This window comes from Streptomyces sp. NPDC088124 (assembly GCF_040685895.1).
In the GTDB taxonomy this organism is placed as follows: Bacteria; Actinomycetota; Actinomycetes; order Streptomycetales; family Streptomycetaceae; genus Streptomyces.
Window position 1 is genome coordinate 50909 of sequence record NZ_JBFBJB010000002.1, and the last position, 19293, is coordinate 70201.

The following is a 19293-nucleotide window of genomic DNA, read 5'->3' on the forward strand; positions in this document are numbered from 1 at the left end:
ACGGCCCCCGGAGCGACGCCGGGGCAGGGCTCCTGGGTACCACTACACACCGCAATGATCCAAAATGCGGCGTTTCACGCCCTATGTGAGTCTGATGGGGCCCCTGGTCCTCGAAGAACCGCAGGAGGCAGTGCCATGGCCAAGAACAAGAACCGGGATCGCGGCAACAAACAGCACGCCCGCTCGGAGTCGGAGCGCGGCACGCAGGAGTCGAGGTCCTCGTCGATGGAGGACACGTCCGACCAGGTGGAACAGAGGATCACGCCGTCGGACGTCGCCCACAAGCGGCAGAAGCGCTTCGGCCACAACTGACACCCGTACGAGGTAGGCACGCGCAGGGGCGCGCCCGGGGAACCGGGTGCGCCCCTCCTCGTTTCCGTACGGATATCCGGTCAGCCGGCCAGGCAGGCCGGGCCGAGCAGGACCTTCAGGTCGCCGAAGAGCGCCGGGTCGGGCTGGACCCGGTGCCGGTCGAGGCGGAGCACAGTCGTCTTCCTGGCGCCCTGGAGCTTGATCCGGACCTCGGAGTTGCCCCGGTGATGGCTGAGGATCTCGCCGAGCCTGCTGACCATGGGAGGGGTGAGCTTGACCGTGGGGATGGTGATGGTGACCGGCGCGTCGGTGCCGGCCGAGGAGACGTCGGGGACCTGGAGCTCCATGGCGACGAGCCGGGGGATGTCCTCGCGCTTGTCCAGCCGGCCCTTCACGAAGACGACCGTGTCCTCGACGAGCTGGGTGGAGACGAGCTGGTAGGTCGCCGGGAAGAACATGCACTCGATCGAACCGGCCAGGTCCTCGACGGTGGCGATCGCCCAGGCGTTGCCCTGCTTGGTCATCTTGCGCTGGAGGCCGGAGATGATGCCGCCGATGGTGACGACCGCGCCGTCCGCGTGTTCCCCGCCGGTGAGCTGGGAGATCGCGGCGTCCGACTTGTCGGAGAGGACGTGTTCGATGCCGAAGAGCGGGTGGTCGGAGACGTACAGGCCGAGCATCTCGCGCTCCTGCGCGAGGAGGTACGACTTGTCCCACTCGATGTCGGAGAACTCGACGTCGAGGCCGAAGCCCGGCTCGCTCGTCTCCTCGTCGCCGCCGCCGAAGAGGTCGAACTGCCCCTCGGCCTCCTTGCGCTTGACCTGGACGACGTTGTCGATCATCGGTTCGTGGTGGGCGACCAGGCCCTTGCGGGTGTGGCCCATCTCGTCGAAGGCGCCGGCCTTGATGAGCGATTCGACGGTGCGCTTGTTGCAGACGACCGCTTCGACCTTGTCGAGGAAGTCGGGGAAGGTGGCGTACTTCCCCTTCGCCTTGCGGGACCGGATGATCGAGTCGACGACGTTCTGGCCGACGTTGCGGACGGCGGTCAGTCCGAAGAGGATCACGTCGTCGCCCTGCGCGGCGAAGTTGGACAGCGACTCGTTGACATTGGGCGGGAGCACCTTGATGCCCATGCGCCGGCACTCGTTGAGATAGACGGCCGACTTGTCCTTGTCGTCCTTCACGGAGGTCAGGAGCGCCGCCATGTACTCGGCCGGGTAGTTGGCCTTGAGGTAGGCCGTCCAGTAGGTGACCAGTCCGTACGCGGAGGAGTGCGCCTTGTTGAACGCGTACCCGGCGAACGGCACCAGGACGTCCCACAGCGCCTTGATCGCCTCGTCCGAGAAGCCGTTCTTCTTGGCGCCGGCCTCGAAGAGGACGAAGTTCTTCGCCAGTTCATCGGCCTTCTTCTTGCCCATCACGCGGCGCAGGATGTCGGCCTCGCCGAGCGAGTACCCCGCGACGATCTGGGCGGCCTTCTGCACCTGCTCCTGGTAGACGATCAGGCCGTAGGTGAGCCCCAGCACCTCCTTGAGCGGCTCCTCCAGCTCCGGGTGGATCGGGGTGATCTCCTGGCGGGCGTTCTTGCGCTCCGCGTAGTTCGTGTGCGAGTTCATGCCCATCGGGCCCGGCCGGTAGAGGGCCGAGACGGCGGAGATGTCCTCGAAGTTGTCAGGCTGCATCTGGCGCAGCAGGGAGCGCATGGGGCCGCCGTCGAACTGGAAGACGCCGAGCGTGTCGCCCCGGCACAGCAGTTCGTACGTCTTCGGGTCGTCGAGCGGCAGCGAGAGCAGGTCGAGTTCGACGCCCTTGTTGGACTTCACCATCTTGACGGCGTCGTCCATGATCGTCAGGTTGCGCAGGCCGAGGAAGTCCATCTTCAGCAGGCCGAGCGACTCGCACTGCGGGTAGTCCCACTGTGTGATCGTCACACCGTCGGTGTGCCGGACCCAGACCGGGACATGGTCGGTGATCGTCTCGCTGGACATGATCACGCCGGCCGCGTGCACACCCATCTGCCGGACCAGGCCCTCCACACCCTTCGCGGTGTCGATGACCTTCTTCACGTCCGGCTCGTTCTCGTACATCCCCCGGATCTCGCCGGCCTCGCTGTAGCGCGGGTGCTTGGGATCGGTGATGCCGTTGAGGTCGATGCCCTTGCCGAGGACGTCGGCGGGCATCGCCTTGGTGAGCCGGTCGCCCATCGCGTACGGGTAGCCCAGCACCCGGGCGGAGTCCTTGATGGCGTTCTTGGCCTTGATCTTGCCGTACGTGCCGATCATGGCGACCTTGTCGGCGCCGTATTTCTCGGTCACGTACCGGATGACCTCACCGCGCCGGCGCTCGTCGAAGTCGATGTCGACATCGGGCATGGAGATGCGCTCGGGGTTGAGGAACCGCTCGAAGATCAGGCCGTGCTCGATCGGGTCGAGGTCGGTGATGCCCATGGCGTACGACACGATCGAACCGGCGGCGGAGCCACGGCCGGGGCCGACCGCGATGCCGTTGTTCTTCGCCCACATGATGAAGTCGGCGACCACGAGGAAGTACCCCGGGAAGCCCATGTCGATGATGATGCCCATCTCGTACTCGACCTGGCGCATCCGGTCTTCCGGGATGCCGTTCGGGAAGCGGCGGGCCATGCCGCGCATGGTCTCCTCGCGGAACCAGGAGACTTCGGTGAAGCCTTCAGGCACCTCGAACTTCGGCATCAGGTTCCGCTCCTGGAACCAGCCCTCGGTGTCGATCTGGTCGGCGACCAGGCGGGTGTTGGCGCACCCCTCCTGCCAGGCGTCGGAGAGGTCCACGGCGTACATCTCGTCGGTCGACTTGAGGTAGTAGCCGGTGCCGTCGAAGCGGAAGCGGTCCGGGTCGGAGAGGTTCTTGCCGGTCTGGATGCAGAGCAGCGCGTCGTGGGCGGTGGCCTCGTTCGCGTACGTGTAGTGGGAGTCGTTGGTGACCAGCGGCGGGATGCCGAGCTTCTTGCCGACCTCCAGCAGCCCGACGCGCACCCGGCGTTCGATCTCGATGCCGTGGTCCATCAGCTCCAGGAAGTACCGGTCCTTGCCGAAGATGTCCTGGTACTCGGAGGCTGCCTTCAGCGCCTCGTCGAACTGGCCGAGCCGCAGCCGCGTCTGGAGCTCACCGGAGGGGCAGCCGGTGGAGGCGATCAGGCCCTCGGACCACTTCGCGATGGTCTCCTTGTCCATCCGGGGCCACTTCTGGAGCCAGCCCTCCTTGTACGCGTCCGAGGAGAGCCGGAAGAGGTTGTGCAGCCCGGTGCTGTTCGCCGCCCAGATCGTCTTGTGGGTGTAACCGCCGGAACCGGAGACGTCGTCCCGCTTCTGGTGCGGCTGGCCCCACTGCACCTTCCGCTTCAGCCGCCGGGACTCGGGCGCCACGTACGCCTCGATCCCGATGATCGGCGTCACACCCGCCTTCTTCGCCTGATGGAAGAAGTCGTAGGCCCCGTGGAGATTCCCGTGGTCGGTCATGGCGATATGGGACATGCCCATGTCCTTGCACGCCGTGAACATGTCCCCCAGCCGCGCGGCACCGTCCAGCAGCGAGTACTGGGTGTGGACATGCAGGTGCGTGAACGGCGGCTTGGTCACGGCGGGGGCCTCCAGTGAGCGGACGACACGGTGGTTCCCGGGGCGTCCCCGGGGGGGGTCTCCCGGGGCTGCGGACAGTCCGGGGGAGACAGCCCCGAAGTCTACGTCGCGCGACCGACAGCGGACGGGCACCGGGTCCGTCCGGAGCGCGCCCGGACGGCCGCCCGGGCGCGCCGGGACGGGCACTCGCGGACCGCTTCGCGCGTTGCCCCTGCGAGGGCGCGCCGCGCCCTTCGAGGGCCAGCGTCGCCCCGTAGTCGTCCGTCCACCCACCGCCACCAGGAGGCACCCCGCGATGTCGGTTCCGCGACCCGTCGAAGAAGCCGAGGAGCAGCGCGGAGAGGAGATACTCTCCGTTTTCGACACCGCGTTCGGTGAGCTCCTGGCCGCTGATCCAGCAGCCTTCCGGGTGAAGTTCCGGAAGATGGCGGCCTCCGCGTTCGCCTTCTACCGGGGTACGGCGTGCCTGTTCTACAACGATCTGGCGCGGGAGGGGACCGGGGCCGACGCCCCGTTCCTCGACGAGCGCACGGGCCGGGTGTGGATCCACGGCGATCTGCACGCGGAGAACTTCGGCACGTACATGGACGCCAACGGCCGGCTGATCTTCAACGTGAACGACTTCGACGAGGCGTACATCGGCCCGTTCACCTGGGACCTGAAGCGGTTCGCCGCCTCGCTCGCGCTGATCGGCTACCAGAAGGCGCTCAGCGACGCCCAGATCACCGAGCTGGTGGAGATCTACGCGGGCGCCTACCGCGAGCGTGTCCACGCGCTGGCGACGGGTGCGAAGCACGACGAGGTGCCGCCCTTCACCCTGGACACGGCGCAGGGCCCGCTGCTCACCGCGCTGCGCTCGGCCCGTTCGCTGACGCGCTTCTCCCTGCTGGACTCGATGACGGAGATCCGGGAGTACGAGCGGCGCTTCACGCCGGGCGACGGCTCGATCGAGCTGGACGCGGCCACCCGGTACAAGATCCTCGCGGCCTTCGACGGCTATCTGGAGACGCTGCCGGAGTCCAGCCTGACCCGCCCCGACTCGTACCGCGTCAAGGATGTCGTGGGCCGGCGCGGCATCGGCATCGGCTCGGCAGGGCTGCCCTCGTACAACATCCTGCTGGAGGGCAACAGCGACGCCCTGGAGAACGACGTCGTGATCTACCTGAAGCAGGCGCAGACCCCGGCGGTCTCCCGGCACATCACGGACGGGGCCGTCCGCGGCTACTTCCAGCACGAGGGCCACCGCACGGTGATCTCGCAGCGGGCCCTCCAGGCGCACGCGGACCCCTGGCTGGGCTGGACGGAGCTGGACGGGGCGGGACAGCTCGTCGCGGAGGTCTCGCCGTACGCGGTGGACCTGGACTGGTCGGACCTGGACGACCCGGAGGAGATAGCCGCGGTCGTCGCGGACCTCGGCAGGGCGACGGCGACGATGCACGCGGCGGCGGACGACGAGAGCGGGCACTCCCTGGTGCCGTTCTCCACGGAGCGCGCCATCGACGCGGCGATCGCCGCCGACGAGGACGGCTTCGGAGCGCTGCTGGTGGAGTTCGCGCACACGTACGGGGCGCGGGCCAGGGCGGACCACCAGATCTTCGTGGACCTGTTCCGCAACGGCCGGCTGGCATAGGACACCGGTCGGGACACCGGTCAGGACACCGGTCTTAGGTATCGCTTACCGGGACCCATGGCACACTCGGCGACGATGGACATATCCGGGACGCGGCTCAGAGCGGCGCGGGCAGCACTCTTCACGGCACTGGTCGTGACGCTGTCCGCGGGCTCGCACGTGCTGCTGTCCCGGACCCCGCTGCCGCTCTCCCTGGTCGCCGGGCTCGGCGCCGTGGTGTTCGCGCTCAGCTACGCGGCGGCGGGCCGCGAGCGCGGCTTCTGGCGGATCGCCGCCCTGCTCGTCCCGCTCGAACTGGCCGCGGACACGGTCTTCACCAGCGGCCAGCGCGTCTGTTACGGCCCCTCGGGCGGCCCCGTGGCGGGGTCACTGCGCTCGGTCGGCTTCGACGTCCTGTGCGGCGGCGCCCTCGGGGCGCCGCTGCCCGGGGTGGCCTCGTCCCGGTCCACCGCCGCCGCGCTGCTGGACTCCCCCGATCCCGCCCTGCCGTGGCTGCTGCTGGCCGTCCACGTCTCGGTGGGGCTGCTCGCCGCGGCCTGGCTAAGGCACGGCGAGGCGGCGCTCTCCCGGCTGGTACGGACCGCGGCCGTGAGCGCCTTCCGGCCGCTGCTGATCGCGTGCGCCGTGGTCTCCACGGCCGCCCGGGCGGTACGGCGCGCCGTGCTCCCCACCGGCCGCCCGCGTCCCTCCCGTCACCGGCTCCTCGTCCACTCCGTGGGACGGCGGGGCCCGCCCCGAGCGGTGCCCGCCGCCGCCTGAGGCTCTTCCCGAGCCCGCGCGGCCGCACCCTCCCCTCCCCAGCCGCGGCACGTCATCACACGGAGCGAATCACCATGAGCGCACGCAACAGCAAGGCCAGCAAGGAAGCCGCCCGCGAGCGGCTGCGCGCCGAGCGCGAACGGCAGGCGAAGAAGGACAAGGTACGCCGCCAGCTCGTCGTCATCGGCTCGGCCGTCGCCGTCCTCGCGATAGCCGGCGGCGTCGGCTTCGCCGTCGTCCAGTCCAACAAGCCCTCCCACTGGGAGACGGCGAAGGAAGAGAAGACCGTCGTCGCCCCCAAGAACACCGAGGGCACGAACGGCACCACCGTGGTCATCGGCAAGCCGGACGCCAAGAAGACGCTCGAACTGTACGAGGACTCCCGCTGCCCCGTCTGCGCGAACTTCGAGCAGGCCGTCGGCCCGACGGTCCAGAAGGACCTCGACGCCGGCAAGTTCAAGATCAAGTACATCGGCGCGACCTTCATCGACAACTCCGACAACGGCGAGGGCTCGAAGAACGCCCTGTCGGCGCTGGGCGCGGCGCTCAATGTGAGCCCCGAGGCGTTCCTGGAGTACAAGACGGCGCTCTACTCGGCGAAGTACCACCCCGAGGAGTCGCAGGACAAGTTCGCCAAGGACAGCTACCTCCTCGAAGTCGCCGACTCGGTGAACGCGCTCAAGGGCAACGCGACGTTCAAGAAGGACGTCGAGGACGGTACGTACGACGCCTGGGCGATGAAGATGTCCGCCACCTTCGACAAGAGCGGCGTCCAGGGCACGCCCACCCTGAAGATGGACGGCAAGAAGCTCACGAGCCCGGGCAGCGACAATCCGCCGATGACCGTGGCGGACTTCGACACCGCGATCGCCGCGGCGCTCAAGGGCTGACGGAACGCCGCCCTGCGGACCGCCCGCGAGGGCCGGTCCGCAGGGGCTCACGGCTCAGAGCGAGTCGATGAAGGCGAGCCCGGTCCGCCAGGTCTCCTCGGCGGCCCGCTCGTCGTAGTCCGGCAGCTCCGGGTCGGTGAAGAGGTGCCCGGCGCCGGGGTAGCGGTAGACCTCCACGTCCGCCCCCGCCTGCCGCATCCGCAGGTACCAGGCGGTCAGCCAGTCGTGCGGCTCGAAGGGATCGGGGTCGGCCACATGGAGCTGTACGGGAAGCTCGTCCACGGACGCGTTCTCCGCGATGTCGGACGTACCGTGCAGGAGCAGCAGCCCGCGCGCCTTCGCGTCGCCCAGCGCCAGGTTCTGCGCGATGGAGCCGCCGAGCGAGAGCCCCACGTACACCAGTCCGCGCTCGGAGTACGGCGCCGCCGCCAGCACGGCCCGGCGCAGCAGCTCCTCCTTGCCGATCCGGTCCTTCAGCGCCATTCCCTCCTCGACGGTGGAGGCGGTTTCCCCCTCGAAGAGGTCGGGCACGCGCACCTCGTGCCCGGCGGCACGCAACCGGTCGGCCGCCGCGTGCACCGCGGGGCGCAGACCGTAGACGGAGTGGAAGAGCATGATGTTCATCCGGACATCCTGCCAGCCCGTCCGGACCCGACCGAGAGACCCTGGCCCCACGAGAGGCCCACGTAGGAGAACGATGGAGAACGCACTGCGCCCACTGATCGTGCTCGGCGGCACGGTCCTGCTCACCCTGGCGCTCGGCTGGGCGGTGGACCTGCTGCTGCGCCGCGCGGACGACCGCCACCCCGAGACCCCGCTGTGGGGCCTGCTGCGGCGCTGTGGAGTACCGCTGCAGGTGCTGCTGCTGACGTCCCTGCTGCGCGGCACGTACCGCGAGACCGGCTGGCAGCTCATCGAGGACTACCACACCGACATCGGCCGGGCGCTCTCCCTGGTGATAATCGGATCGGGTGCCTGGCTGGTCGTACGGATAGTCTCCGTGGTGGTCGAGTCGTCGTACGCGCGCTACGCGTCCACGACCCGCGACCCGGCCCGGGTGCGCCGGGTCCGTACGCAGGTCACGCTGATGATGCGGATCATCATCGCCGTGGTCGTGGTGGTCGCGGTCGCCGCGATGCTGCTGACCTTCCCCGACCTGCGCAGCATCGGCACCTCGATGCTGGCCTCCGCGGGCATCATCGGCATCGTCGCCGGTGTCGCCGCCCAGTCCACGCTCAGCAATCTCTTCGCCGGGTTCCAGATCGCCTTCGGCGACATGGTGCGCATCGGGGACACGGTGGTGGTCGACGGCGAGTGGGGCGTGGTCGAGGAGGTCACGCTCACCTTCCTCGCCGTACGGACCTGGGACGAGCGGCGCATCACCATGCCCGTCTCGTACTTCACCAGCAAGCCGTTCGAGAACTGGTCACGCGGCGGGGTCCAGATGACCGGCACGGTCTTCTTCCAGCTCGACCACTCCGCACCGGTGCCGCTGATGCGCGAGAGGCTCCAGGAGATCCTCGCGGAGTGCCCGGCGTGGGACGGCCGGGACTGGAGCCTGGCCGTCACGGACACCACCCCGACCACGATCGAGGTGCGCGCGGTGGTCACGGCCAAGGACGCGGACGACATCTGGAAGGTGCGCTGCGTGGTACGGGAGCAGATGGTGGCCTGGCTGGCCGCCCACCACCCGTACGCCCTGCCGAGGATCGTGGGAGAGGTCGCCACGCCGCCCGCCGCACGGAGCCGGGTCCCCGCGACCCGGGAACCCGGGGAGGAGACCGACGACAGCCGGGAGGCCGGCACCGGCCGCGGCTGACGTACCCGCCCGTCAGTGCATGCTGCGTACGTCGAGGTGGCGCAGGACCCGGTCGACGATCTCCGGGTCCGCGCCCGGCTCGTTACGGGCCGAGAGGACCTCGTGGCGGGCCGCCGACATCATCTCGCGCTGGATGCGCAGCATGGTCCGGCCTCTCGCGACGCGCTGCGCCGCCCACTCGCGGCGCTCGTCGTCCGCCAGGTCGGGACTGATCCGCAGCCCGATGTCGTAGGCCGCGCGCAGCAGCCGTTCGCTGATGTCCTCCGGCAGCTCCTCGACGCCCTCGATCTCCTTCAGCCGGCTCTTGGCCGCCTTGGCCGCGCGGAGCGCGAGCGCGTGCTCCAGGTCGTGCTCCGCCTGCGAGTCCGCCCGCACCCCGAGCCGCTTCACCAGCCAGGGCAGCGTCAGCCCCTGGACGACCAGGGTCGCCATGATGACCGCGAACGCGATGAAGATGATCTGCTCGCGCCCCGGGAAGGGCTGCCCGTCGTCGGTCTCCAACGGGATCGCGAGCGCCAGGGCGACCGAGGCCACCCCGCGCATCCCGGCCCACCACATGACGACGGTCTCGCGCCAGCTGGTGGGGATCTCCTCGTCGTAGTCCCGGATCTTGTGCATCCGCTTGGCCAGCCAGGTCGCGGGCAGCAGCCACAGCAGCCGTACGAACACGACGACCCCGATCACCGCCGCGCCCCAGGCGAGCATCTCCGACGCCCGGCCCTCGGCCGCGCCGAACGCGTTGTGCAGCTCAAGCCCGATGAGACCGAAGGCGACCCCGGTCACCAGCGTGTCGACGACCTGCCAGAAGGAATTGCCCGCCAGCCGTCCCATGACGTCGTCGGCGTCCGCCGTGTGGGTGGCGAGGAAGAGCGCGGTGGTGAGGACGGCGAGCACTCCGGAGCCGTGCAGTTCCTCCGCCAGGACGTAGCTGACGAACGGCACCAGCAGCGACAGACCGATCTGGAGGGTCGCGTCGCCGAGCAGCGACATCAGCTTGTTGGTGAGCCAGCCGAGCGCGAGCCCCACCGCCACGGCCACCACCGCGGAGAGGACCAGGGAGCCGACGGCGCCGGGCCAGGAGAAGGTCCCGCTGACGGCCGCCGCGATCGCCACGTGGTACAGCACGATCGCCGTGACGTCGTTGAAGAGGCCCTCGCCCTCCAGGATGGAGACGAGCCGCCGGGGCAGCCCCAGCGATCCGGCCACGGCGGTCGCCGCGACCGGGTCGGGCGGGGCGACCAGCGCGCCGAGCGCGACCGCGGCGGCGATCGGCAGGCCGGGCACCACCGAGTTGGCCACCCCGGCCACGGCCGCCGTGGTCACGAAGACCAGGGCGACCGCCAGCAGGAAGATGGGCCGCAGATTCGCCGTGAACTGCCGCCAGGAGGTGCGCTGTACGGCGGCGTACAGCAGCGGCGGCAACAGGAGCGGAAGGATGAAGTCCGGCGGCACCTGCACATTCGGTACGAACGGGAGCAGCGCCAGGACGATCCCGACGATCGTCATCAGCACCGGCGACGGCAGCCCCAGCTTGTCGCCGAGCGGAACGGTGAGCACCGCCCCGAGCAGCAGGACGATCAGCAGTGCCAACTGGTCCACGGGGCCCTCCGGTGGTCGAAAGCCGTCGAAAGCCTTGGCGGCAGACAAGGGTGATCAAGGCTCCAAGCCTGCCATGGGCCCCGTACGCCCCAGGTCAGGGGGTACGGACGCCCGCCCCCGGCCGACCGGCCCACCGGGCCCCACTACTGCCTCGGAGCCGCCTCGGAACCCCCGCGGAGCAGCCGGAGCAGCCCGGAGCAGCCCCGGAGCCGCCTCAGAACCGCCGCAGGACCCGGCGCATGGAGCGGTGCGGAATGCCCGCGTCCGGGAATTCGGGGCCGTACGCCTCGTATCCGAGCCGTTCGTAGAAGCCGAGCGCGTGCGACTGCGCGTGCAGGTCGACCACCCGGAGGCCGCGCTCCCGCGCCGCGTCCTCGACGGCCCGCACGAGCGCCGCGCCGATACCGAGGCCGCGGGCCGTGGCGCGGACCGCGAGCCGCCCCAGGGAGCCGGTGTCCGGGTCGCCGCCGGTACGGTCGGCCGCGCCGGGCCCGTACAGCAGCCGTCCGGTGCCCAGCGGCACCCCGTCGTCCCGTACGGCGAGCACCTGGACCGCGTCGGCGTCCCGGCCGTCGTACTCCAGCTCCTCGGGCACCCGCTGCTCGACGACGAAGACCTCCTTGCGGACCGCGAAGCACGCCTCGATGTCCGCGGGCTCCGTGGCGACCCGCAGTGCGTAGCCGGGCGCGGTCACGCGTTGCTCTCCGCCCTGACCTTGTCCAGCGCGCCCTGGAGGTCGGCGGGATAGGTGCTCGCGTACTCGACCCAGCGTCCGTCCGACGGGTGCTCGAAGCCGAGGCGTACGGCGTGCAGCCACTGCCGGGTCAGCCCGAGCCGCTTGGCGAGGGTGGGGTCGGCGCCATAGGTCAGATCGCCCACGCAGGGGTGGCGGTGGGCGGACATGTGCACCCGGATCTGGTGTGTGCGGCCCGTCTCCAGCTTGATGTCGAGCAGCGAGGCGGACCGGAACGCCTCGATCAGGTCGTAGTGGGTGACCGACGGCTTGCCCTCGGCGGTCACCGCCCACTTGTAGTCGTGGTTCGGATGGCGGCCGATGGGCGCGTCGATCGTGCCGCTCATCGGGTCCGGGTGCCCCTGCACCAGCGCGTGGTAGCGCTTGTCGACGACGCGCTCCTTGAACTGCGCCTTGAGCAGGGTGTACGCGCGCTCCGACTTGGCGACGACCATCAGCCCCGAGGTCCCGACGTCCAGCCGGTGCACGATGCCCTGGCGCTCGGCCGCGCCGGAGGTCGAGATGCGGTAGCCGGCGGCGGCCAGTCCGCCGATGACGGTCGTGCCGGACCAGCCGGGGCTGGGGTGCGCGGCGACGCCGACCGGCTTGACGATGACGACGATGTCCTCGTCGTCGTGCACGATCTCCATGCCTTCGACGGGCTCGGCGACGATCTGCACGGGCGCGGGGGCCGCGGGCATCTCGACCTCCAGCCAGGCCCCGCCGTTCACACGCTCGGACTTCCCGACCACGGCGCCGTCGACCTGGACCTTCCCGGAGGCGGCCAGTTCGGCCGCCTTCGTACGGGAGAAGCCGAACATGCGGGCTATGGCGGCGTCGACGCGCTCGCCCTCCAGGCCGTCGGGCACGGGCAGGGTTCTGATCTCGGGAAAGCTCACCTGTCGAGTATGCCTTGTGGCTACGACAGCCCCGACCGCCTGCCCTCCGGCCCTCCCGGCACGCGGTCCCCTCAGTCCTTCAGTCCTTGTGCACGGTCCCGTCGGGGTCGAGTCCCCGGAAGGAGAGCAGCACGATCAGGATGCCGCCGCAGACGATCGCGGAGTCGGCGAGGTTGAAGACCGCGAAGTGCGCGGGCGCGATGAAGTCCACCACGGCGCCCTGGAAGACCCCGGGCGAGCGGAAGATCCGGTCGGTGAGGTTGCCGAGTGCGCCGCCGAGCAGCAGCCCGAGCGCGATCGCCCACGGCAGGCTGTAGAGCTTGCGCGCCAGCCGGGCGATCACCACGATCACCGTCGCCGCGATGATCGTGAAGATGACGGTGAACGCCTCACCGATGCCGAAGGCCGCGCCCGCGTTCCTGATCGCCTCGAACTTCAGCAGATCACCGATGACCTCGATCGGCTCGTGGTGCTCCAGCTTGGCCACCACCAGCATCTTGGTCCCGAGGTCCAGCAGGTACGCCAGGAGCGCGACCGTGAAGAGCGCGGCGATCTTGCGCTTGCCCTTCGGCTGCTCGGCCGTGGCCGCGGTCTCGTCGTCGTTCCCGTTGTCGCTGTCTTTGTCAACGGACGGCGTACCGATGCTGCGCTCCGCCTCTGCCACGTGAGTCCCTCAACCTGCTGGAGTACTGGGTACCTGACTGAGGACGAGGGTACGTCACACCGGTACCCCCGTCCCCGTACCTCCGCACCGGCCGCCCGGTCGGCACCCGGCCCCGGGGGCGCGGGTCCGTCGGCCTCAGTGCCTGTCGTGCGGCTCAGGGCCTGCCGTGCGGCTCGGACCCTAGCCCCGCCGTTCCTGCTTCTGCTTGTCCTCCACGCAGAGGGTGGCCCGGGGGAACGCCTGCATCCTGGCCTTGCCGATCGGCTTGCCGCAGACCTCGCAGAGGCCGTAGGTGCCCGCGTCGAGCCGCAGCAGCGCCCGTTCGGTCTGCTCCAGCATCTCGCGGGCGTTGGCGGCGAGCGACATCTCGTGCTCCCGTGTGATGTTCTTCGTACCGGTGTCCGCGTCGTCGTCACCGGCGCCGTCCCCGGAGTCCCGCATCAGCCCGGCCAGCGCGGCCTCCGACGCGGTGATCTCGGCGGTCAGCCGGGCGATCTCGCTCTCCAGACCGGTACGCGCCTCGGCGACCTCCTCCGGGGTCCAGGGGTCCTCACCGGGCCGTACCGCGAGTTCCCCGGGCGCCGACGCGCCGTCCTGGGCCGTGGACACCGCTGTGGCGCCGGCCGGGCCTCCGCCGCCCGCGGTCTTCTTAGCTCCCACCGTTCTGGCTCCCGTCTGTTCCGCGGCCTGGGCCGCCCCCTCGGCCGCGGACGCGGCCTGCTTCGCAGGTGCCTTGCTCGCCGGCGCCTTCTTCGCGGGGACCTTCTTCGCGGCCGTCCTGCCGGTCGCCGCTCTCCCGCTCGGAGCCTTCTTCGCCGGCGCCTTCGTGTCCGGTGCGCTCTTCGCCGTCGCCTTCTTCGCCGCGGCCTTCGTCGCGGTCGCCTTCTCTGCCACCGGCTTCCCGGCCGCCGCCTTTTTCGCGGTCGCCTTCTTGGCCGGCGCCTTCTTCGCAGTCGCTTTCTTGGCCACCGCCTTCTTTGCGGCCTTCTTTGCGGTCGTCTTCCTCGCTGCCGCCTTCTTCGCCGCCGCGGGTTCCGCCACGGTGGTTTCCTTCGCGGCGGTCTTCTTCGCCACCATGGCCGCGGCCCCTTCACATAGCGCGATCTTGCTCGCGAATCGTGCTGGGACGATAAATCGACACCAGCCCCGCGGCAACGGGGCACGCCGCCCTCTCCGGCCCCTCCCCATGGCGTGAGAACACCGGCCTCCCTGCGTTGTGCCCAGCTCCCCGCCCGGTAATCCGCCGCCGCGCGCGCCACGCCGTACGCGGGCGCCGGTATAACCATTCGGGTCATACGCTCGGCCGTACGGCGTCCTCCGCTCCCCGGTCCCACCGACACGCTCCCGAGCGCGCGCTCCCTCGCCCTGCCTGCCGTAAAACCGGTCGGCCGGGCCGGGCGCCGCCCCGTACACTGGGCCCAGCGAGAGGCGTGGATGGGGACGAGTAGCGTCGTACGCGGCCATGAGCGACCCGGGGACGGTGCGAGCCCGGGGGCAGAGCGCGGCGTGAAGCATCACCCCGGAGCCGCCGGAAGAAAGCCCAGGTCACCCCGGGGCGAGTAGAACCGGCAGCGCGACCCCAATGAGGGGGCCACGGGCGGCGACGCCCGGGGCCAAGAAGGGTGGTACCGCGGGAGCCCAGCTCTCGTCCCTTCGACGGAGACGCCGCAGATCCGCCGGAGGAAGCCCCCGATGACACCAGAACCCGCGCCGACGACCGCGACCGGCCCCCGGTACCGCCAGGTGCCCGCCCAGGTCGACCTGCCCGCGCTGGAGCACGCCGTGCTCGACCTGTGGCGCGAGAACAAGGTCTTCGAAAAGAGCCTCGAACAGTCCGAGGGCCGCCCCGAATGGGTCTTCTACGAGGGCCCGCCCACCGCCAACGGCATGCCGGGCGCGCACCACATCGAGGCCCGCGTCTTCAAGGACGTCTTCCCGCGCTTCCGCACCATGCGCGGCTACCACGTCGCCCGCAAGGCCGGCTGGGACTGCCACGGCCTGCCCGTGGAGCTGGCCGTCGAGAAGGAACTGGGCTTCACCGGCAAGCAGGACATCGAGGCGTACGGCATCGCCGAGTTCAACGCCAAGTGCCGTGAGTCCGTCACCCGGCACACCGACGCGTTCGCCGAGCTGACGACCCGCATGGGCTTCTGGACCGATCTCGACAACGCGTACCGGACCATGAACCCGGAGTACATCGACTCCGTCTGGTGGTCCCTGAAGGAGATCTTCGGCAAGGGCCTGCTGGTCCAGGACTACCGGGTCGCGCCCTGGTGCCCGCGCGACCAGACCGGGCTCTCCGACCACGAGCTGGCGCAGGGGTACGAGACGGTCGTCGACCCCTCGGTCTTCGTCCGCTTCCCGCTCACCTCGGGCCCGCTCGCCGGCGAGGCGTCCCTGCTGGTCTGGACGACGACCCCCTGGACGCTGGTCTCGAACACCGCGGTCGCCGCGCACCCCGACGTCCGGTACGTCGTCGCGACGGACGGCACGGAGCGGCTCGTCGTCGCCGAGGCCCTGGTCGGCAAGGCGCTGGGCGAGGGGTGGGAGACCACCGGCGCGTCCTTCACGGGCCGCGACATGGAGCGATGGACATACGACCGCCCCTTCACCCTCGTGGAGTTCCCCGAGGAGGCGCACTACGTCGTCAACGCCGCGTACGTGACCACGGAGGACGGCACGGGCCTGGTCCACCAGTCCCCCGCCTTCGGTGAGGACGACCTCGCGGTCTGCCGCTCGTACGGCCTCCCCGTCGTCAACCCGGTCGGCCCCGACGGCACGTTCGAGGCCGGTCTCCCGCTGGTCGGCGGCGTCTTCTTCAAGAAGGCCGACGAGGTGCTGACGGCGGACCTCAAGGAGCGCGGCCGGCTCTTCCGCCACGTGCCGTACGAGCACAGCTACCCGCACTGCTGGCGCTGCCACACCGCGCTCCTCTACTACGCGCAGCCGTCCTGGTACATCCGTACGACGGCCGTCAAGGACCGCCTCCTGGAGGAGAACGAGCGGACGAACTGGTTCCCCGACTCGGTCAAGCACGGCCGGTACGGTGACTGGCTGAACAACAACGTCGACTGGGCGCTCTCCCGCAACCGCTACTGGGGCACCCCGCTGCCGATCTGGCGCTGCGAGGACGGCCACCACACCTGCGTCGGGTCGCGCGCCGAGCTGACGGAGCTGACCGGCACCGACCAGAGCGCGCTCGACCCGCACCGCCCCTTCATCGACGCGGTGACCTTCACCTGCCCGCAGGACGGCTGCGAGCTGACCGCCGTCCGCGTCCCCGAGGTCATCGACGCCTGGTACGACTCGGGTTCCATGCCGTTCGCGCAGTGGGGCTACCCGTACAAGAACAAGGACCTCTTCGAGAAGCGCTACCCGGCGCAGTTCATCTCGGAGGCCATCGACCAGACGCGCGGCTGGTTCTACACGCTGATGGCCGTCGGCACGCTCGTCTTCGACAAGTCGAGTTACGAGAACGTCGTCTGCCTCGGCCACATCCTCGCCGAGGACGGCAGGAAGATGTCCAAGCACCTGGGCAACATCCTCCAGCCGATCCCGCTCATGGAGCAGCATGGCGCGGACGCGGTGCGCTGGTTCATGGCGGCCGGCGGCTCCCCCTGGTCGGCCCGGCGCGTGGGGCACGGCACGATCCAGGAGGTCGTGCGCAAGACCCTCCTCACGTACTGGAACACGGTCGCCTTCCAGGCGCTGTACGCCCGTACGTCCGACTGGGCGCCGAGCGCCGCCGACCCGGCCCCGGCCGACCGGCCGCTGCTCGACCGCTGGCTGCTGAGCGAGCTGCACGCGCTGGTCGACCAGACCACGCAGGCGCTGGACGCGTACGACACCCAGCGGGCCGGCAAGCTGCTCTCGGCCTTCGTCGACGACCTGTCGAACTGGTACGTACGCCGCTCGCGCCGCCGCTTCTGGCAGGGCGACAAGGCCGCGCTGCGCACGCTGCACGACGTGGTCGAGACGGTGACGCGGCTGATGGCCCCGCTGACCCCGTTCATCACGGAGCGGGTCTGGCAGGACATGGTCGTACCGGTCGCCCCGGACGCACCCGAGTCGGTGCACCTGGCGACCTGGCCGGAAGCGGACCTGTCGGTGATCGACCCGACGCTCTCCCGCCAGATGGCGCTGGTACGGCGCCTGGTAGAGCTGGGCCGCGCGACGCGGGCCGAGTCGGGGGTGAAGACCCGCCAGCCGCTGTCGCGCGCCCTGATCGCGGCGACGGGCTTCGAGGCGCTGTCGCCGGAACTGCGCGCCCAGATCACCGAGGAGCTGAACGTCTCCGCGCTGGCAACGCTCTCCGAGGTCGGCGGCTCGCTCGTCGACACGACGGCGAAGGCGAACTTCCGCGCGCTGGGCAAGCGCTTCGGCAAGGGCGTCCAGGCGGTGGCGAAGGCGGTCGCCGAGGCGGACGCGGCGGCCCTCTCCGCGGCGCTGCGCGACGGTACGGCGTCGGTGACCGTGGACGGCGAGAGCGTCTCGCTCGCCCCGGACGAGGTGATCATCACGGAGACCCCGCGTGAGGGCTGGTCGGTGGCCTCCGACTCCGGCGCGACGGTCGCCCTCGACCTGGAGATCACCCCGGAGCTGCGCCTGGCGGGCCTCGCACGGGACGCGATCCGCCTGATCCAGGAGGCCCGCAAGAACAGCGGCCTGGACGTGGCGGACCGGATCGCGGTGCGCTGGACGGCGTCGGACGACGCGACGACGGAGGCGCTGACGGCGCACACGCCGCTGATCGCGGACGAGGTCCTGGCGACGGACTTCGCCCCGGGCGACGCGGACGCCACGTACGGCACCCCGTTCGAGGACGAGGGCCTGTCCCTCACGTTCCGCCTCCGCAAGGTGTAACCCTCTTTCAAGCCCATCCGGCGTTTGAGGACCGGGGCCCGGTACGGTGCCCCGGTTCGGGACCCCACACCCCGCACCGGCGGAGTCACGCAAAAGGGCTGGGCCCAGGACGGAAGTCCTGGGCCCAGCCCTTTTCAAGCCTGCCGACGGCTACGCGTACCTCACGCGCGAACCCGTCAGTTGTCGTCCTCGTCGATCAGGAACCCACGCATCGGCGACGGCGCCTGCTGCATCGGCTGCGGCGCCTGCGGCCGTACCGGTGCCATCGGCTGCGTCATCGCGGGCGACATCTGCTGCTGACCGCCGTACGACGGACCCGGCGACGGCGCGCCCATCGAGGGGCCGCCCATGGACGGGCTGCCGCCCATGCTGTGGCCCATCGCGCCCGCGCCGGCCGGAGCCATCGAGGGCGACGGCGGCAGCGAGGCGGCCGCCGGGGTGCGCGGCGGGGCCAGCGAGTCGTCCGCCTGGGTCTCCAACTGCCGGAGCTGGCTCTCCAGGTAGGACTTCAGCCGCGTACGGTACTCGCGCTCGAAGCCGCGCAGGTCCTCGACCTTGCGCTCCAGCGTCGCGCGCGCGGACTCCAGGGAGCCCATCGCCACGCGGTGCTTCTCCTGCGCGTCCCGCTCCAGCGCGTCCGCCTTGGCGCGCGCGTCGCGCTCCAGGCCCTCGGCACGGCTACGGGCCTCGCCCACGATCTTGTTGGCCTCGGAACGCGCCTCGGCGATCGCCTGGTCGGCGGTCTGCTGGGCGAGGGAGAGCACGCGTGCGGCGCTGTCACCGCCGGGCCCCTGACCGGGCTGGCCCATCTGCGGACCGTGGCCGCCCATGGGGCCGCCCATCGGACCGCCCATGGGGCCGCCCTGCTGCTGCATCGGACCGCCCTGGCCCATCGGGCCGCCCTGCCCCATCGGGCCGCCCTGGCCCATGGGTCCGCCCTGCTGCATCGGGCCACCCTGCATGGGGCCACCCTGCTGCTGCATCGGACCGCCCTGGCCCATCGGACCGCCCTGGCCCATCGGACCGCCCTGGCCCATCGGGCCGCCCTGGCCCATGGGTCCGCCCTGCTGCATCGGGCCACCCTGGCCCATCGGGCCGGGGCCGTGCTGCTGCTGGCCCTGCGGCCCCTGGCCGTGGGCGCTCGGGCCCGCGGGAAGCTGCGGTGCGCCACCGGGCAGCTGGGGCGGGCCCATCTGCGGGGGCTGCTGCTGTTGCGGCGGTCCGGATATGGCGGCGGGCACCGGAGCCCCGGGTCGGTCCTGCTGCTCGGGCGGCTTGCGCATGGACTGCTGCTGCTGGTTCTGCGCGGCGGCACGCGTCGCCGCGGCCAGCTTGGCGCGCAGGTCCTCGTTCTCGCGGAGCAGGCGGGTCAGTTCGGCCTCGACCTCGTCGAGAAAGGCATCGACCTCGTCCTCGTCGTAGCCTTCTCGGAGGCGGACGGTTGTGAACTGCTTGTTCCGCACGTCCTCGGGGGTCAACGGCATCTCTTCTTCACCTCTACGTAGTCG

The 19293-nt window shown here is 70.5% G+C and carries 14 protein-coding genes; 6 read left to right on the top strand and 8 right to left on the bottom strand.

Annotated elements, in window-relative coordinates; translation table 11 throughout:
* The first annotated feature begins 135 nt into the window (after positions 1–135).
* Positions 136–312, top strand: coding sequence for a hypothetical protein (locus AB0P17_RS01585; RefSeq protein ID WP_365806568.1), 177 nt, complete (start codon positions 136–138; stop codon positions 310–312).
* 80 nt (positions 313–392) lie between these two features.
* On the opposite strand, the gene dnaE is transcribed toward AB0P17_RS01585, so the two are convergent.
* Positions 393–3929, bottom strand: coding sequence for a DNA polymerase III subunit alpha (dnaE, locus tag AB0P17_RS01590; RefSeq protein ID WP_365806570.1), 3537 nt, complete (start codon positions 3927–3929; stop codon positions 393–395).
* Between the two features lie 295 nt (positions 3930–4224).
* Here dnaE and AB0P17_RS01595 point away from each other — a divergent pair, with 295 nt between their 5' ends.
* The 3 genes from AB0P17_RS01595 to AB0P17_RS01605 all read left to right on the top strand — a co-directional run bounded on the left by AB0P17_RS01595 (position 4225) and on the right by AB0P17_RS01605 (position 7208).
* The gene (locus AB0P17_RS01595) at positions 4225–5559 is read left to right on the top strand and encodes a DUF2252 domain-containing protein (protein WP_365806572.1); all 1335 of its coding nucleotides are present in this window, start codon (positions 4225–4227) and stop codon (positions 5557–5559) included.
* 75 nt (positions 5560–5634) lie between these two features.
* Positions 5635–6318 carry a hypothetical protein gene (locus AB0P17_RS01600; RefSeq protein WP_365806574.1) on the top strand — a complete coding sequence of 228 codons (684 nt, stop codon included), beginning with the start codon at positions 5635–5637 and terminating at the stop codon, positions 6316–6318.
* A gap of 74 nt (positions 6319–6392) precedes the next feature.
* Entirely contained in the window at positions 6393–7208 is an 816-nt protein-coding gene (locus AB0P17_RS01605) for a DsbA family protein (protein ID WP_365806575.1), read from the top strand.
* Positions 7209–7262: 54 nt separating this feature from the next.
* On the opposite strand, the gene AB0P17_RS01610 is transcribed toward AB0P17_RS01605, so the two are convergent.
* Positions 7263–7832, bottom strand: a complete 570-nt coding sequence (locus AB0P17_RS01610) for a dienelactone hydrolase family protein (protein WP_365806577.1) — start codon at positions 7830–7832, stop codon at positions 7263–7265.
* Between the two features lie 73 nt (positions 7833–7905).
* On the opposite strand from AB0P17_RS01610, the gene AB0P17_RS01615 reads away from it, so the two are divergent.
* Positions 7906–9027: a mechanosensitive ion channel domain-containing protein gene (locus AB0P17_RS01615; RefSeq protein ID WP_365806578.1), complete on the top strand. Its 1122-nt coding sequence runs from the start codon at positions 7906–7908 to the stop codon at positions 9025–9027.
* A 12-nt stretch (positions 9028–9039) separates the two neighbouring features.
* Here AB0P17_RS01615 and AB0P17_RS01620 read toward each other — a convergent pair whose 3' ends face one another.
* The 5 genes from AB0P17_RS01620 to AB0P17_RS01640 all read right to left on the bottom strand — a co-directional run bounded on the left by AB0P17_RS01620 (position 9040) and on the right by AB0P17_RS01640 (position 13999).
* Positions 9040–10626, bottom strand: coding sequence for a Na+/H+ antiporter (locus AB0P17_RS01620; RefSeq protein WP_365806580.1), 1587 nt, complete (start codon positions 10624–10626; stop codon positions 9040–9042).
* A gap of 214 nt (positions 10627–10840) precedes the next feature.
* Entirely contained in the window at positions 10841–11320 is a 480-nt protein-coding gene (locus tag AB0P17_RS01625) for a GNAT family N-acetyltransferase (protein WP_365806581.1), read from the bottom strand.
* Entirely contained in the window at positions 11317–12258 is a 942-nt protein-coding gene (locus tag AB0P17_RS01630; protein ID WP_365806583.1) for an RluA family pseudouridine synthase, read from the bottom strand. The genes AB0P17_RS01625 and AB0P17_RS01630 overlap by 4 nt, the downstream gene beginning before the upstream one ends.
* 79 nt (positions 12259–12337) lie before the next feature.
* Positions 12338–12922, bottom strand: a complete 585-nt coding sequence (gene lspA / locus AB0P17_RS01635) for a signal peptidase II (protein WP_365806585.1) — start codon at positions 12920–12922, stop codon at positions 12338–12340.
* Positions 12923–13102: 180 nt separating this feature from the next.
* On the bottom strand, positions 13103–13999 hold the full coding sequence (locus AB0P17_RS01640; protein WP_365806586.1) for a TraR/DksA C4-type zinc finger protein: 897 nt from the start codon (positions 13997–13999) through the stop codon (positions 13103–13105).
* 615 nt (positions 14000–14614) lie between these two features.
* Here AB0P17_RS01640 and ileS point away from each other — a divergent pair.
* A complete protein-coding gene (ileS, locus tag AB0P17_RS01645; protein WP_365806588.1) occupies positions 14615–17785 on the top strand; it encodes an isoleucine--tRNA ligase in 3171 nt (1056 codons plus the stop codon).
* 176 nt (positions 17786–17961) lie between these two features.
* On the opposite strand, the gene AB0P17_RS01650 is transcribed toward ileS, so the two are convergent.
* Positions 17962–19269 carry a DivIVA domain-containing protein gene (locus AB0P17_RS01650; RefSeq protein ID WP_365806589.1) on the bottom strand — a complete coding sequence of 436 codons (1308 nt, stop codon included), beginning with the start codon at positions 19267–19269 and terminating at the stop codon, positions 17962–17964.
* Between the last annotated feature and the right edge of the window lie 24 nt (positions 19270–19293).